Annotated in this window: 18 protein-coding genes and 1 riboswitch; of the genes, 10 read left to right on the forward strand and 8 right to left on the reverse strand. The window is 63.4% G+C overall.

The window, feature by feature from the left end; translation table 11 throughout:
• Positions 1-59: 59 nt before the first annotated feature.
• Both HJO_RS10070 and mnmC read left to right on the forward strand, forming a co-directional pair.
• Positions 60-449 (forward strand): C40 family peptidase, encoded by a 390-nt coding sequence (locus tag HJO_RS10070; protein WP_156945557.1) that lies wholly within the window; start codon positions 60-62, stop codon positions 447-449.
• A gap of 53 nt (positions 450-502) precedes the next feature.
• The gene (mnmC, locus tag HJO_RS10075) at positions 503-2,356 is read left to right on the forward strand and encodes a bifunctional tRNA (5-methylaminomethyl-2-thiouridine)(34)-methyltransferase MnmC2/FAD-dependent 5-carboxymethylaminomethyl-2-thiouridine(34) oxidoreductase MnmC1 (protein ID WP_035616596.1); all 1,854 of its coding nucleotides are present in this window, start codon (positions 503-505) and stop codon (positions 2,354-2,356) included.
• On the opposite strand, the gene HJO_RS10080 is transcribed toward mnmC, so the two are convergent.
• The 5 genes from HJO_RS10080 to HJO_RS18830 all read right to left on the reverse strand — a co-directional run bounded on the left by HJO_RS10080 (position 2,353) and on the right by HJO_RS18830 (position 4,251).
• Complete coding sequence (locus tag HJO_RS10080; protein WP_035616597.1) at positions 2,353-2,538, reverse strand: hypothetical protein; 186 nt, start codon at positions 2,536-2,538, stop codon at positions 2,353-2,355. The genes mnmC and HJO_RS10080 overlap by 4 nt on opposite strands.
• 46 nt (positions 2,539-2,584) lie before the next feature.
• On the reverse strand, positions 2,585-3,016 hold the full coding sequence (pspC, locus tag HJO_RS10085; protein ID WP_035616598.1) for an envelope stress response membrane protein PspC: 432 nt from the start codon (positions 3,014-3,016) through the stop codon (positions 2,585-2,587).
• Between the two features lie 13 nt (positions 3,017-3,029).
• The gene (pspB, locus tag HJO_RS10090; protein WP_035616599.1) at positions 3,030-3,296 is read right to left on the reverse strand and encodes an envelope stress response membrane protein PspB; all 267 of its coding nucleotides are present in this window, start codon (positions 3,294-3,296) and stop codon (positions 3,030-3,032) included.
• 102 nt (positions 3,297-3,398) lie between these two features.
• Positions 3,399-4,085 carry a phage shock protein PspA gene (pspA, locus tag HJO_RS10095; RefSeq protein ID WP_035616600.1) on the reverse strand — a complete coding sequence of 229 codons (687 nt, stop codon included), beginning with the start codon at positions 4,083-4,085 and terminating at the stop codon, positions 3,399-3,401.
• A gap of 34 nt (positions 4,086-4,119) precedes the next feature.
• The gene (locus HJO_RS18830) at positions 4,120-4,251 is read right to left on the reverse strand and encodes a hypothetical protein (protein ID WP_277813164.1); all 132 of its coding nucleotides are present in this window, start codon (positions 4,249-4,251) and stop codon (positions 4,120-4,122) included.
• A 208-nt stretch (positions 4,252-4,459) separates the two neighbouring features.
• Between HJO_RS18830 and pspF the strand changes: the two genes are divergently transcribed.
• The 3 genes from pspF (at position 4,460) to HJO_RS10110 (ending at position 6,722) form a co-directional block, all read left to right on the forward strand.
• Positions 4,460-5,503 (forward strand): phage shock protein operon transcriptional activator, encoded by a 1,044-nt coding sequence (gene pspF, locus HJO_RS10100; protein WP_035616601.1) that lies wholly within the window; start codon positions 4,460-4,462, stop codon positions 5,501-5,503.
• 120 nt (positions 5,504-5,623) lie between these two features.
• A complete protein-coding gene (gene hpf, locus HJO_RS10105) occupies positions 5,624-6,226 on the forward strand; it encodes a ribosome hibernation-promoting factor, HPF/YfiA family (RefSeq protein WP_035616602.1) in 603 nt (200 codons plus the stop codon).
• Between the two features lie 25 nt (positions 6,227-6,251).
• A complete protein-coding gene (locus HJO_RS10110) occupies positions 6,252-6,722 on the forward strand; it encodes a PTS sugar transporter subunit IIA (RefSeq protein WP_035616604.1) in 471 nt (156 codons plus the stop codon).
• Between the two features lie 71 nt (positions 6,723-6,793).
• Here the strand turns inward: HJO_RS10110 and HJO_RS10115 are convergent, their stop codons facing one another.
• A complete protein-coding gene (locus HJO_RS10115; protein ID WP_035616605.1) occupies positions 6,794-8,986 on the reverse strand; it encodes a M3 family metallopeptidase in 2,193 nt (730 codons plus the stop codon).
• A 71-nt stretch (positions 8,987-9,057) separates the two neighbouring features.
• Positions 9,058-9,996 carry an NAD(P)H-dependent flavin oxidoreductase gene (locus HJO_RS10120; protein ID WP_035616607.1) on the reverse strand — a complete coding sequence of 313 codons (939 nt, stop codon included), beginning with the start codon at positions 9,994-9,996 and terminating at the stop codon, positions 9,058-9,060.
• Between the two features lie 132 nt (positions 9,997-10,128).
• Between HJO_RS10120 and HJO_RS10125 the strand changes: the two genes are divergently transcribed.
• The 3 genes from HJO_RS10125 to HJO_RS10135 are packed head-to-tail and all read left to right on the forward strand — an operon-like array spanning position 10,129 to position 12,414.
• The gene (locus tag HJO_RS10125) at positions 10,129-11,151 is read left to right on the forward strand and encodes an NADP-dependent oxidoreductase (RefSeq protein ID WP_206741840.1); all 1,023 of its coding nucleotides are present in this window, start codon (positions 10,129-10,131) and stop codon (positions 11,149-11,151) included.
• Positions 11,148-11,960, forward strand: coding sequence for an enoyl-CoA hydratase/isomerase family protein (locus HJO_RS10130; protein ID WP_035616609.1), 813 nt, complete (start codon positions 11,148-11,150; stop codon positions 11,958-11,960). Before HJO_RS10125 ends, HJO_RS10130 begins: the two co-directional genes overlap by 4 nt.
• A 1-nt stretch (position 11,961) precedes the next feature.
• Positions 11,962-12,414, forward strand: a complete 453-nt coding sequence (locus HJO_RS10135; protein WP_035616611.1) for a GNAT family N-acetyltransferase — start codon at positions 11,962-11,964, stop codon at positions 12,412-12,414.
• A gap of 21 nt (positions 12,415-12,435) precedes the next feature.
• Here the strand turns inward: HJO_RS10135 and HJO_RS18410 are convergent, their stop codons facing one another.
• On the reverse strand, positions 12,436-12,582 hold the full coding sequence (locus HJO_RS18410) for a hypothetical protein (protein WP_156945559.1): 147 nt from the start codon (positions 12,580-12,582) through the stop codon (positions 12,436-12,438).
• Between the two features lie 244 nt (positions 12,583-12,826).
• Positions 12,827-12,904, forward strand: a riboswitch (SAM riboswitch).
• Between the two features lie 58 nt (positions 12,905-12,962).
• Here HJO_RS18410 and HJO_RS10140 point away from each other — a divergent pair.
• Together HJO_RS10140 and HJO_RS10145 are read left to right on the forward strand one after the other, a co-directional pair.
• On the forward strand, positions 12,963-13,883 hold the full coding sequence (locus tag HJO_RS10140) for a homoserine O-succinyltransferase (protein ID WP_035616612.1): 921 nt from the start codon (positions 12,963-12,965) through the stop codon (positions 13,881-13,883).
• A gap of 52 nt (positions 13,884-13,935) precedes the next feature.
• Positions 13,936-15,096 (forward strand): acyl-CoA dehydrogenase family protein, encoded by a 1,161-nt coding sequence (locus tag HJO_RS10145; RefSeq protein ID WP_035616613.1) that lies wholly within the window; start codon positions 13,936-13,938, stop codon positions 15,094-15,096.
• Positions 15,097-15,105 lie beyond the last annotated feature (9 nt).

The following is a 15,105-nucleotide window of genomic DNA, read 5'->3' on the forward strand; positions in this document are numbered from 1 at the left end:
GATTTCCCCAGGCCTTGAAATCATTGGCCAGAACGGGGCAAATCAGCTAGGCTCATCGCATGAGCAAAGACCCTTACATGGACCGGCAATTTCATCCCGGCGATGTCGTCTCGATCCGCTTTGGCGGCGTGCTGCGCCATTATGGTGTCGTCACTTCAGGCGGCAGGGTGATTTCCAATTCGCGCAAGCACGAGGGCGTCACGGAACAGTCGCTCGCAGACTTTGCCGATGGCCGCCCGATCAAGCTGCACACCGGGGCAAGCGACGCGCATCATCTCGAAGTCGAGGCCCGTGCCCGCCGCGCGCTCGGCGCGTCCTACCGGCTCGCCGGCTCCAATTGCGGCGACTTTGTCGGCCATGTCCACAAGCGCAAACCCACGGTCACGCAAGTCGGCCGCGCCGCCGTCATGGCGCTTGGCGACCTGATCGGAAATTCGCGCCGGCGCTGACGCCCGGCGCGTGACCCTATGCAACCAGCGGCTCTGCCACTAGTTGCCTATGAATGACCCGCCTGCTGACCCATCCGGACATTGACTGGCGCGACGACGGCACGCCCGTCGCGCGTGGCCATGACGATGTCTATTTCACCGCAGGCGACGGCCTCGCTGAATCCCGTGCTGTCTTCCTCGCCGGCTGCGGCCTGCCGGACGCATGGGCCGGCCGCGATACGTTCACCGTGGCCGAGACCGGCTTCGGCACCGGGCTCAATTTCCTCGCCCTCTGGCAGCTCTGGGAAATGCACCGGCCCGCCCCGGCAGCCTGGCTGCACTTTGTCAGTTTCGAGGCCTATCCGCTGGCTATCGAGGACGCGGCCCAGGCGCTCGGCAACTGGCCGGAACTCGAGGAACTGGCGGGGCTGCTCGTGGCGCGCTGGCCGGCGCCGGTCAAGGGCGTCCGCCGCATGGTCTGGCCGGACGCCGGCATCAGCCTGACCCTGCATCTCGGCGACATACGGGAAACACTGCCCGCTTCCCGCTTCCGGGCCGATGCCTGGTTCCTCGACGGGTTCAGCCCGGCAAAGAACGAGGACATGTGGGCAGCAGGCCTCTACCCGGAACTCGCCAGCCATTCGGCGCCCGGCGCGCGCCTCGGCACGTTCACGGTCGCTGGCGCCGTCCGCCGGGGCCTGGCCGAGGCCGGGTTCGAGGTCACCCGCCAGCCCGGCCATGGCCGCAAGCGCGAACGGCTCGAAGCCACCCTTACGACGCCCACGCCACCCCTGCCTGACCCCTACGCCCTCACCCCCGCCACCCCAGCCGCGCGCCGTGTCGCCATCATCGGCGCAGGCATTGCCGGGGCAGGGGCGGCGCGTGCGCTGGTCGATGCCGGCGCCGAGGTTACCGTGTTCGACAGGGCGCCTGCGCCCGCCACCGGTGCCAGTGGCAACCGGCTGGCCCTGCTGATGCCCCGGCTGGACGCCGCCGACACGGTGCAGGCCCGCCTCCTGGTCGATGCCTATCTTGCGGCCCGCGCCACCTATGACTCCCTGCCGGGCGTCACCCTCACCGACGTGCGCCAGGTGCCGAAAGACCCGGCCGACGCGGCCCGTTTCGCCAAGGTGCTCGCCGACCCGCCCTTGCCGCTGGAAGACCTCGAAGCCCTGCGTGACGGCGGCCTCCTGCACAAGAACGCGATGATCCTGCGCCCGGCAGAGCTGGTTCCGGCCCTGCTTGCCGGCGCAGACCTGCGCCTCGGCACGGACGCTCACCTCGACCTTGCCGCAAGAACCGTGAACGGCGAGCCGTTCGACGCGATCATCCTCGCCACGGCGATGGCGACTGCGGCGATCCTGCCCTGGCTCGGGCTTGAGGCCCGGCTCGGACAGGTCGAGTGGGTTGGTGCGGCCGGGGTGACCCCACCGGATGTCATTGCCAGTGGAAGTTACGCGATTGCCGACGGGCCGGACCGGCTGTGGGGCGCAACGTTCGAACCGTTCGATGGCGAGATGCCAGAGCCGTCAGACCGCGCCCGGCAGGACAATGCGGACGCGCTCGCCCGGCTTTCACCGTGGTGGATCCGTGACACGCGCGACCACGCCCCGGTTTCGCGCGCCAGCCTGCGCGCCACGACACCGGACCGCCTGCCGCTGGTCGGCGCGGTACCTGACGAACCGGCGGCGCGGGCCGTGTTCGACGGCGTAAAAAAAGGACGCCCGGCTGATGCGGACGCCCCTGTCTGGCCGGGCATTTTCATGGTGAACGGGTTGGGTGCGCGTGGCTTCACCTGGGGGCCCTGGGCTGGCGGTATTCTGGCCGCCCTGGTCCTTGGCGGACCGGCCCCGGCGGAGGCGAGCGCGCTGCAGGCGGTCAGCCCGATGCGCCTCGTCCTGCGCGCCCTGAAACGGTCGGGCGGCTAGGCTGCCCGCATCATCGACAGCTGGATGCCGCCATTTTCGTGCGGTGCGAGCGTCATTTGCAGGCCGCCCATCTCGACGGCCATGCCGCCCTGGTAGGTCGCCACGATGGCGGCCGCGATCAGCAGGAGGGCAGCGATGCCGCCCAGCAGCCAATTGTTGTAGATCAGGCTCCCCTTGCTCATTTTTCCGGTCCTTTGTCGGGGTTGGAGGTTTGCAGTCAGTTGGTGTCTAGTTGCCGCTCTCGAGGTCGCGGAATTCCTTGCGCAGGCGCCATTCGTCGGAGGTCACTTTCCGCTCGATCGATTGCAGGCGGTCATCGAGGTCCATGAAGGTGTACTTCAGGTGTCCGAACGTGGCCCGGGGGCGGTCTGATACGCCGCGCCAGAAGGCATCTTCTTCCGGCGTAATCGAGCGGCGCCCGAGCGGTGTGCGTGGCGTGATGATCCAGATGGTCATGTAGATGATGATCGCGACCGGGCCGAACATGAAGAGCGTTGCCAGGACGAACAGGATGCGAACCAGGATCGGTTCCCAGCCGAAGCGCTCGGCAAGGCCGCCACAGACGCCGGCGATGACCTTGTCATTGCGCGAACGGTAGAAGCGTTTCGGGTTGGGCGACCGGTATTCCGCGTTGTCAGGGTCGTAGGAAGGGCGGGTCATGGGCGTTGTGTCCTTAATCGTCGAGGGTTGAACGGGGGCGGCGCGATGGGCTTGCGCGCCCCCGTGTTGGGTCGTCGCTCTGGTCGAGAAGGGCCTCCAGGGTTTCAAGCCGGCGTTCCATCGCCTTGGCCGATCGCCAGAGGTCTTCCATCATCCGTTCATCGTCGGGCTGCAGGGTTTTCTGCCGGCGCCACTGGGATATGTAGTGGAGTACCATGCCGGGGAAGATGACGAAGAGGCTGACGATTGCGATAATCGCGATGATGAATTCATCGGCCATGGTCTATCCCTCCCTGCGTTCGGCGCGCGCCTGGGCGATCAATCCGGGTGTGCAGATCACCGTCAGGAAGCCGAACAGGCAGATCAGTGAGAATACCATTGATCAGGCCTCCGACTTCGCGGATTTCGAAGACGACTTCGACCGGCGGGCCTTCAGCGCTTCGAGTTCCTTCTCAACGCTTTCGTTGCGTTCCAGCGCAGCGAATTCGGCTTCGAGGGTTGGTTCACGGCCCTTGATCGTATCGGCATAGGCCTCCATCTCGTCGACCTTGCGTTCGATCGTGTTGTAGCGGGCCAGCGCATCATCGACCCGGCCGTCATAGACCTGGCTGCGGACGCGGATCCGCTGTTCGGCGGCTTCACGGCGCATCATCAGCGAGCGATGCTTGGCCTTTGCTTCGTCGAGCTTGGCCTGCAGCTTGGACAGGTCGTCCTGGCGCTTTTCGAAGGCTTCCTCCGCAGCGGCCATGGCGGCCTTGCGGTGGGTGATTTCGCCTTCAGCCTTTTGCTTGGCAATCAGGGCACCGCGGGCGAGGTCTTCGCGGCCCTTGTCGATGGCGAGTTCGGCCTTGGCGGCCCATTCGTCGCGGGTCTGGGTAAAGTGAACGATCTCGCGTTCCATTTCCTTCTTGTCAGCCATGGCACGGGCAGCTGCCGTGCGGACTTCAACAAGCGTGTCTTCCATTTCCTGGATGATCAGGCGGGCGATTTTTTCCGGGTTTTCAGCACCGTCCAGCATCGCATTGATGTTGGAGTTGATGATGTCACCGAGGCGGGAGAAGAGACCCATGGGGTATCCTTTCGTGTTTGACTGGGAGGAGGGGCTAGAAGAAGAAGCCGCCGAGGAAGACACCGATGCCAAAGAACATCCATGTCTCGGCAGGGCGCGATGACAGCCAGCGGCCAAAACGGCCGGCGTCTGAACGAGCTTCGGTTCGGTAATTGCGGTCTTCCATCTTGCGTACTGTCCTTCTGGTTAAAGCGACGCCCCGTCGCGCTGAGTGCCTTACTCTTTTCAAGGACCGTGCCAAGTGAGAATTAATTTTACAGAGCGTTGAAATAATAGAAAAAAATATCTTTTCGGTCAAATCTATTAATCTCGGTTTAGTGTATTTAACGAAAAAATTAGTCGAATAATAAAAACAAAATGGCTAAATAGACCTCATGTTACGTGAAACCACCCAATTGGTCGGCGAGGCCCCGGCCTGGCTCTCGGCGCAGGAGCATGTCTCGCGTGTTGCCCCGCTCGAGCGGCCCATCCTTGTGATCGGCGAGCGCGGGACCGGCAAGGAACTGATCGGCGAGCGTCTTCACTTCCTGTCGAAGCGCTGGGAAGGCCCGTTCGTGAAGGTCAATTGCGCGGCCCTGTCCGACCAGTTGCTGGATTCCGAACTGTTCGGCCACGACCGCGGGGCCTTCACCGGGGCGACCGAACAGCGCAAGGGTCGGTTCGAGCTGGCTGACGGCGGCACGATCTTCCTCGACGAAATTGCGACGGCGAGCCGGGCAGTCCAGGAGAAACTCCTGCGGATCGTCGAGTATGGCGAGTTCCAGCGCCTCGGCGGCTCGCGCGTGCTGACAACGAATGTCCGCATCGTGGCGGCCACCAATGCCGACCTGCCGGCAATGGTTGCCCGCAACACATTCCGCGCCGACCTGCTCGACCGGCTGGCGTTCGACGTGATCACCCTGCCACCCCTGCGGGCCCGCCCCGGCGATGCCAGCCTGCTCGCCGATTTCTTCGCGCGCCGCCTCGCCGTCGAGATGGCGCAGGATTTCCCCGGCTTTGCGCCGTCGGCGATTGCCGCGATCGAGGCGCATGACTGGCCGGGCAATGTGCGCGAATTGCGCAACTTTGCGCAGCGGCTTGCCCACCGCTCCATGCTGGCGGCGCCGGACGAGCCGGTGCGGTTCGATCCGGCGGCCCTCGACCCGTTCGACTCGCCGTGGCGGCCCGGCGCGCCGCCTGAATCCGCGCCGGCCAGCGCGCCCGCAACCCAGCCGGACGCCGCGTCTGCCCGGCATGGGCCGATCGACTTCAATGCCGAGGTCAACCAGCTGGAACTGCGCCTCATCGATGAAGCGCTGTCGGCTGCGCAGGGGCACCAGGGACGGGCCGCCGAGGCACTTGGCCTCACCTATCACCAGTTCCGCGGCCTCCTGAAGAAGCATGGCTATGGCCGCAAACCCGGCAAGGCTGCCGACTGACAAGGAGGGCAGCACACCCGTGACGGGCGTCAACATTGACGGTCCGTAAGGGAATTCGATTCGCGTCCCGTCCAAATCTGGGCCATACTCTGGGACCTCGAAACGCAAAGGAGACCGCCCGTGCAGATACAGATTACTGGCAAGCAAATGGATCTCGGCGAGGCCTTGAGAAATCGCATCGAAGAAGGACTAGAGGCAGCGGTCAGTAAATACTTCAATCGAACCGGGGAGGCGAACGTCTACGTCTCGCAGCAAGGCCACCTCGTCGAGGTGGATTGCAATGTCCACCTGCCGTCGGGCATCATGCTGCAATCGACCGGCAAGGGCAGCGACCCCTACGCGGCCCTCGAAGACAGCCTCGTGAAGATGGAAAAGCGCGTGCGCCGCTACAAGCGCCGCCTGAAGGACCACCACGCAAACCCGGCCGCACCGCTGCCGTCGGAAATCGCCGCGGGAGCCGTCCTGAAACTCAACGGGTACGCGAATGAAGTTGAAGAAGAAGATGATGAAGTGTTTGATGTCTCGGATGTGCCGCTGACTGTCGCGGAAACGTCGATCAACATCCGGAAAATGACGGTTTCCGAGGCTGTCATGCAACTGGAACTGCAGGAAGTGCCTGCGCTGATGTTCAGGAATGCTGGCCATGACGGCCTGAACATGGTCTACCGCCGCCCGGACGGCCATATCGGCTGGGTCGATCCGGACACGAGTCCCAGGAACTGAAGCTTGCACAACGGAAACAGCGTTTATGGCAACCGATCTGAGTTCTCTGCTTGAGGGCGGAGTAATCCTTCCTTGCTTTGAAGCGACCAGTCGCAAACAGGCCCTTCACGCCATGTCGGAGGAACTCGCACGGGTCACGGGCCTTCCGCCGCGCGAGATCGAGGATTCCGTGATGGAGCGCGAACGCCTCGGCTCGACCGGCGTCGGCGAAGGCGTTGCGATTCCGCATGCTCGCGTTGACGGCATCGACGCCCCGATCGGCGGCTTCATGCGGCTGACATCGGGCGTCGACTTCGAAGCCATCGACGACCGGCCGTGCGACCTGATCTTCATGCTTCTGGCGCCTCTGTCGGCCGGCGCAGACCATTTGCGGGCCCTTGCCCAGGTCAGCCGCGTGTTCCGCCAGAGCGCCGTGCGCGACGCCCTGCGCGAGGCGACGACAGTGGACGAGGTAAAAGCCGTCATTTGCCGCGAGCATGTCGACACCTCGATCTAGGTACCGCTTCCGGACACAAAAAAAGCCCGCCAGTCTGACTGGCGGGCTTTTGTTTTGGTCGACAGGCCGGATCAGCCCTCGATCGGCTTCTCTTCGGCAAATCCCCGGATTTCCAGCAGCGGCTCGATCGTCGGGTCGGACCCGCGGAAATTGCGGTAGAGTTCATCAGCCTCGCGCAGGCCGCCCGATTCATACACCCATTTCTTGAGTTTGCCCGCGAGTTCCGGATCGTAGATGTCGCCGGCCTGCTTGAATGCGGCGAATCCGTCTGAATCCAGGATGGCGGACCAGAGATAGGCATAATATCCGGCCGAATACCCGCCGGCGAAGATGTGGCTGAAATATTGCGACCGGTAGCGCGGCTCGATTTCCGGCAGGATGCCGTAATCATCCAGGACCTGCTTTTCGAAGGCGCGTGCATCGGTGATCGCTGCTGCCTCTTCGGGTGACAGCATGTGCCAGCGCAGGTCCAGCAGGGACGCGGCGATGAATTCCGTCGTCTCGAAACCCTGGTTGAAGGTCGAGGCAGCCTTCATCTTGTCGACGAGCGCCTGCGGGATGATTTCGCCGGTCTCGTAGTGGCGGGCATACTGGGCCAGAACTTCGGGCTCGCCGGCCCAGTGTTCCAGCAACTGCGCCGGGAATTCGGTATAGTCGCGCGGACCGTCCAGGCCGGAGAAGGTCGAATACTTGATCTTTGTCAGCAGGCCGTGCAGGCCGTGGCCAAACTCGTGGAACAGCGTTTCGACCTCATCATACGCCATCAGCGTGGGCTCGCCCTTTGCCGGCGTGATCAGGTTCAGGTTGTTTGACACGATCGGCCGGATGTTCTCCCCGACATTCGATGCTTCGCGGAACGTGCTCATCCACGCGCCGCCTCGCTTGGAATCGCGCGCATACATGTCCGCCATGAACACGCCGAGATGTTCGCCTGTGGCGAGGTCTTCCACGTCCCAGGACTGCACGACCGGGTTCCAGGTCTCGACCTCGATCGGCGTGAAGCTGACATTGAACAGTTTCGTGGCAACGTCGAACGCGCCCTGGCGCACGGCACCGAGTTCGAAATAGGGCTTCAGCACATTGCCGTCGAAAGCGTATTTTTCGGCGCGAACCTTTTCGGCATAGTGCCACCAGTCCTGGCCTTCGAGCTGGAATTCATCACCGATCATGGCCTGCATGTCGGCGCGTTCTTCCTTGGCGCGCTCCAGCGCCGGCGTCAGTACACTGACAAGGAAGGCTTCGGCCTGTTCCGGTGTTTTCGCCATCCGAGTCGCCAGCTGGTAAGCGGCGTGCGACTTGTATCCCATCAGTTCCGCGCGCTTGGCGCGCAATTGCGCGATGCGGATCAGGATCGGGCCATTGTCGAATTCGCCGGACGAAGCGCGCAGGCGGTAGCCATCGAACATTTTCTGGCGCAGCTCACGGTTCTCGCCCTGCGTCATGAACGTTTCGTAGACTGACCGGTCGACAGTCAGGACCCACTTGTCTTCGCCGTCAACCTTGATCGCATTCCTGAAATCATCGGACAGGCCGGCCAGCTGGGCCGGGTCCGCCACTTCAAGCTTGAACGCCTTGGTGGACAGCAACAGGTTGCGCCCGAAATCCGTGGTCAGGCCGGACAGTTCGGCATTGATCTCGGCGACCTGCGCCTTCACGTCCGGTGCCAGCGCGGCGCCATTGCGCACGAATTCGCGATAGGTGAGTTCCAGCAGCCGTGCGTCCTGTTCGTCGAGGCCGAGCCGGTCGCGCTGGGCATAAACAGCCTGCACCCGCTTGAAGAGGTCCGGGTTGAAGCTGATTGCGTCGGTTTCGCGCGTCAGCAGCGGATAGATTTCCGATTCAAGGGCGCTCAGCGTGTCATTCGTGTCGGTATTGGTGATATTGCCGAACGTCAGCATCACCTTGGTCAACGCGCCACCGGCCTGGTCGAGCGCAACGATCGTATTGTCGAATGTCGGTGCGTCAGGGTTCGATTCGATGGCACTGATTTCGGTGCGCAGTTCGAGCAGGCCCTTCTTGACGGCCGGCAGGTAGTGTTCGTCCTTGATCTGGCTGAAGGGTGGCACACCGTAGGAGTCGGTCCAGGCAGCGCGGAACGGATTTCCGGCAAGTTCGGCGTCGGTGACGGTAATGTCAGGCAGCGCGGTGCTGGCCGGTTCGGTCACAGCCGCGGCCTCTGGAGCCGGGTCTGCCTTCTTGCTGCATGCGGAGAGCGACAGGGCGAGCGCAGCGGCGCTGCCGAGCAGGAAATGTTTGGTCGTCATGGCGTTCCCTCAAGGTTTAATCGCCCCGTCTATCTTGGATTCGGGGCAAAAACCAGCTTTCAGGGCATGGCTCACCGGCAGAGGCGCGCGAGTGTCTCGTGATATTCCGCGATTGTTTCTTCGAAGATCTGCGCCACCGGCTTTACGTCATGGATGCGTCCGGCGACCTGGCCGGTGAGTGCGATGCCGGCCTCCAGGTTGCCGCCGAAATAGACATCCTGGGTCCCGGCAAACTCCCCGAAAATGTTCGGGCTGCCTTCGGTTTCCAGACGCGTCGTGCGCTCGGTGCGCAGCGCCCTCAGCGCGGGGCCGGGGCCTGACCGGTTCAGGAAGACCGTGTCGGTTGCCTCGGCATCGACGATGGCGTCCTTCCAGTTCTGGTGCACAGGGCTCTCGGCGGACGAGAGAATGCGGGTTCCCATCAGCACGCCTTCCGCGCCGAGCGCAAAGGCCGCCGCCATCGTGCGGCCGTCTGTGATGCCGCCCGCCGCGACGACCGGCACGTTGACCTGCTCGCACACGAGCGGGATCAGCACCATCGAGGCGACATCCTTCGGGTTCTTGAATCCGCCGCCTTCACCGCCCTCGACGATGAGACCGTCGACCCCCGCCTCGATGGCGCGCAAGGCACCCTGCAGGCTGGGCACGACGTGGAAGACCGTGAGTCCCGCCCCCTTCAGCGTGGCTGTATATTTCATCGGGTCGCCGGCCGAAGTGGTCACGAACTTGACGCCCTGGTCGATGATGAAGTCGATGATGTTTGGGTCGCGCACGAAGGCCTGCGCGACATTGACGCCAAAGGGCTTGTCGGTCAGGTCGCGCATCTTGAGGATTTCCTCGCGGACCGCGTCCAGCTCTCCCGACGACGTTTCGATGATCCCCATGCCGCCGGCATTGGAGACGGCCGAGGAGAGATGCGACCGGGCGATCCAGCCCATTGCGGCCTGGATGATCGGCTTCTCGATCCCCAGCATGTCGGTGATGCGGGTTTTGACGGGTTTGGCGGCCATGTGATTTCCTCCCGGGGTTTCCCCTTAAAGAAGGCCGAATGCGGGGGAGGGCAAGGCCTCGCGTTGCGTCAGCGCGTGACTTGCGCGCAGCGCGCCCTAGAGTGCCGGAAAATTCCGGAGGATCCGACCGCCATGACCCAGATGCAGCAGATCGTGCTCTCGCGCTATTGCGACGGCCCGCCGGTGCCGGAAGATTTCGCATTGGAGACCGCGCCCCTGCCAGAGCCGAAAGACGGCCAGTTCCGCGTGGCGCACGTCTGGTGTTCGGTCGATCCGGGTACACGGTCGCGCCTGTCGGGCGGCGATTCCTACGCCATGGCCCTGCCGCTCGGCAAACCGATTGACGGTTTCAGCGTGGGCGTCGTCGATGCCAGCCGGAACGAGATGTTCCCAGTGGGAACAAAGGTCTTCTGCGCCGGTGGCTGGAAAACCCATTCGATCCAGTCGGGCAGGGGCTTTATCGGTCAGGTGCCGGACGCGCCGGTGCCGCTCAGCGCCTGGATCGGCGTCCTTGGCGTGCCCGGCCTGACGGCCTGGTTCGGCTTGAAGACCGTCGCGACGTTCAAGGAAGGTGACGCCGTTCTGGTCACATCCGCTGCGGGCCCGGTCGGCGCGACAGCCGGACAGCTCGCCAGGTCGTGGGGTGCGTCGAAAGTCGTCGGTATCGCTGGCTCAGATGCGAAATGTGATTTCCTGACACGCGAAGCCGGGTTCGATGCCGCGCTCAACTACAAGACCACGCCTGACCTGACTGCGGCGATTGCCGAACAGTTCCCGAAAGGCGTCGACGTCCTGTTCGACAATGTCGGCAACGAAATGGTCAACCGTGTCCTGCCGCTGATGGCCATGAATGGCCGCATCTGCATTTCCGGCCAGGTCGCCGACTATAACCTGACACCGGAAGAAACGCCGGGCATCGTCAACACCAAGCCCTTCATCACCCACCGTGTGAACATGCGGGGGCTTGTCGTGTTTGATTTCGCCCGCGAATTTCCCGAAGCGCTGCAGACAATGGCGGGCCTGCTGGCCAGCGGGAAACTGAAAAGCAACGAGGAACGCTTCGACGGCATCGCCGCCATGCCGGAGGCCTTTTGTGGCCTCTTCCGCGGCGAGAATTTCGGTCGGCGCGTTGTCAAAGTGGGAGCAGAATCATGAGTACGCCGTACGACATCACATCTGACAAATGGGAGCGCTTCACCTTCTCGCGCGACGGCCGCGTCCTGACCGCCGCGATCACGTCAGACCATCCGGTCAATGGCGTCGACGAGCAGATGCACACTGAACTCGCGCTCGTGTTCAACTGCCTGCAGCGCGACACTGACAGCGACATCATCATCCTGACAGCCAGGGGCCGTGCCTTCTGCGCCGGCGGCGATTTCGACTGGTTCGAGGAACAGATCAATCATCCCGGACGCTTTCGTGCCATCGCCTGGGACGGCAAGCAGATCGTCACGACCCTGCTCAACATGGAAAAGCCGATCCTCTGCCGCATGAATGGCGCGGCCGCCGGACTCGGCGCCACGATCGCGCTGCTCTGCGACATCATCATCGCCGACGAAACCGCCAAGATCGGTGACCCGCATGTGAAGGTCGGCCTTGTGGCCGGCGATGGCGGCGCGCTGATCTGGCCGCAGCTGATCGGTTTCGCCAAGGCCAAGGAATTGCTGATGACCGGCGACCTGCTCACCGCGAAGGAGGCCGAGCGGCTCGGCCTCATCAACTACGCGGTCCCCGCTGCAGAACTCGACAGCAAGGTTGCCGAACTCGTCGCCAAGCTTCAGGGCAATCCGAAATGGGCCGTGCGCTGGACCAAGACCACGGCCAACATCCCGTTGCGGGCGCTCGCTGCGCAGCTCATGGATGCCAGTATCGGCTGGGAAAGCGCGTCGAACTATACCGCTGACCGGCGCGAAGCCGTGGCCGCATTCAAGGAAAAACGCGCGCCCAAGCTGACGGGCGACTGACATGCGTCTACGCCCGCCACGCCAGGATGAACTCGCAACCCTGTCAGACCTCTGCCTGAGGTCAAAGGCTGTCTGGGACTACCCGCCGGACATGCTGGAATCCTTCCGGACAGAACTGACACTTACGGAAGCCGACACAGCGGCGGACATGATCGTCGTCGCGGATGACAGGCGCGGCATTGCTGGTGTCGTCCAGGTGTCGGTCGAGGGCGACACCGCCACACTCGAAAAGCTCTTTGTCGAGCCGACGCGCTTCGGTGAGGGCACCGGCCGCATGATGTATGTCTGGGCCTGCCGCATCGCGCAGGGAGCTGGTGCAAGGCAAATGGCCATTGATGCCGATCCGGGCGCAGTGGCCTTCTACAGGCACATGGGCGCAGAACCGGCCGGCGAAGCTGAATCCGGTTCCATACCGGGCCGCATGCTGCCCCGCCTCGTGCACCGGGTGGGATAAGCGGCTGACCCGGGCGACCCGTCAGGTCTCTGTGCTGGCGGGCGGGCTGGCAGGCCCAGCCGCGCGGACATCATGCAGGCGATCGCCGTCTTCGAGCTGGTCGAGCCCGCCATTGCCCTTCAGCAGGATGTCCGCCAGTCCCGGCGCCTCGTAGATGGTTCGGGTCATGGCCTGCAAACCTTCGCTCTGCCTGGCTCGCTTGCCGGCTCTGCTGGTTGGCCTGCCGCATCTGGAGGATGAGTGCGATCAGCGACCCGAGAATCGCCACCACCGCAACGGTCTGCCCGATGTAGTAGATATCTTCCAGTGACATCGCGATCCCCTTGCGAAACAGGACGTTGGCAGGCTTTCGAGCTGTCAGGAAAGCCTGGCAGGCTGCCGCCTACCTTGCGCCCGACAGCTTGCGGCGCTATCTCCCTTTCGTGGTGATTTGGCCGGTCGGCTTGCAGCCACGTTAAACAAGTCGCTAAAAGGCCGCGCGGACCCGCCAGCAGATTCCTGCACGCCGCCTCCCTTTCCTGCGACGATGAAAGACTGGAGTAATCGCCATGCCGATCAGGATTCCGGATACATTGCCCGCCCGCGACGTGCTGGTGCGCGAAGGCGTCTCCGTGATGAGCGAGACAGATGCCATCCGCCAGGACATTCGCCCGCTGCAGATCGGCCTGTTGAACCTGATGCCGAACAAGATCCGCACCGAGGCCCAGATCGCGCGTCTGATCGGTGCCTCGCCGCTGCAGGTGGAGCTGACGCTCGTCATGGTCGGCGGCCATACGCCCAAGAACACGCCGGAAGAGCACCTGATCAGCTTCTACCAGAATTGGGAGGAGGTTCGCGACCGCAAGTTCGACGGTTTCATCATCACCGGTGCGCCGATCGAGACGCTGGACTTCGAGGAGGTCGGCTACTGGTCGGAACTCGTGCAGATTCTCGACTGGACGCGCACCAACGTCCATTCCAGCTTCTTCATTTGCTGGGGCGCGATGGCGGCCGCCTGGCACCTGCACGGCGTGCCCAAGCATACCCTGCCGGAAAAAGCGTTCGGCGTGTATCGCCACCACAATCTTGATCCCACGTCGCCTTTCCTGTCGGGTTTCTCGGACGATTTCCAGATTCCGGTCAGCCGCTGGACGGAAGTGCGCAGCGAAGACATTGCCAAGGCACCGGCGCTGAGACTGCTGATGGAATCAGACGTCACTGGTCCGTGCCTCCTGTCGGAACCCGCCCAGCGCAACCTCTATTGCTTCAATCATATCGAATATGATTCGACGTCGCTGAAGGAAGAATACGAGCGTGATGTCGCGGCCGGCAAGGCGCCCGCGCCGCCGCACGGCTACTTCCCGAACAATGACACCAGCGCCCAGCCGCTCAACCGCTGGCGCAGCCATGCCCATCTCCTGTTCGGCAACTGGATCAACCAGGTCTACCAGACGACACCGTTCGACGCTGCGCGTATCGGGGAAGGCTGACGCCGCAACGGCATGGCTTTCTCCCGGCCCACAATCGCCCTAGAGTTCGCCAATGACCAGCTTCACCGCCGAACCGCCCCACGTCACCGAACTTCGCCGCCAGCTGTCACGCTGGGTGAGCGAAAAGATGCCGCGCGAGAAACGCCGGGAATGGGACAAGGCCCATACCTGGGACCGGGACCTGTTCCGGGAACTCGCCGCAATGGGCCTGATCGGCCTGACCATACCGGAAGAATATGGCGGGCAGGGCGAAGACATTTATGCCGCCGCCGCCGTGATCGAGGAACTCTGCCAGGGCGGCCCCACCATGGCGGGGCCCTTCATCCATGCCGCCTTCTATGGCGGCCTCAACATTTCCGAAAACGGCTCGAAGGAACAGAAGGAAGCGCTGCTGCCGAAACTGGCGCGCGGCGAGATGTTCCTCTGCTATGGCCTGTCCGAACCGAATGTCGGTGGTGACCTGCCGAGCGTCGAGACGCGGGTCGAGCGCGACGGCGACGAGATTGTCATCAATGGCGCCAAGCGCTGGTGCACCGGCGCCGACTGGTCGGACTACATTTATTGTCTGTGCCGCTCCGGCGGGCCGGAAGACCGTCACGGCAATCTCACCTTCGTCCTTGTGCCCACAAATGCGCCCGGCGTGTCGATGCAGCCCATCGAGCATGTGAACCTGCGCTACACCGCGTCGATGGATGTCTTCCTCGATGATGTTCGCCTGCCGGCCAGTGCCATCGTCGGTGGCCCGGACAAATGGAACAAGGGCTGGGACGCTCTCGCGGGCCGCGCCCTCGACGTCGAGAAGATCGAGATCACGGCTGTTGCCTATGGCATCGCCCGGGCGGCGCTGGAGGAAGCCTGGACCTATGCGCAGGAGCGCACCCAGTTCGGCAAGCCGATCTCCAAACACCAGGCCATCGCCCACAAGCTCGTCACCGCGCGTACGAAACTCGCCGCTTGCCGCCACATGCTCTATCACGCCGCCTGGCTCGCGAGCGAGCACCAGCCGTGCAGTGTCGAGACCGCCATGGCCAAGCTCTATGTCGCTGACACCGGCGTCGAGATCGGCCTCGCCTGCCAGCAGGTCATCGGCGCCTATGGGCTGTCGGATGCCTACGATATCGAGCGCAATGTCCGCGACCTGCTAGGCATGCCCATCGTCGGCGGCTCAAGTGATATCCAGAAGAACAATCTGGCGCGGATGTTGAGGCTGTAGGGGACAAGT

It is taken from the genome of Hyphomonas johnsonii MHS-2 (genome assembly GCF_000685275.1).
Lineage (GTDB): Bacteria > Pseudomonadota > Alphaproteobacteria > Caulobacterales > Hyphomonadaceae > Hyphomonas > Hyphomonas johnsonii.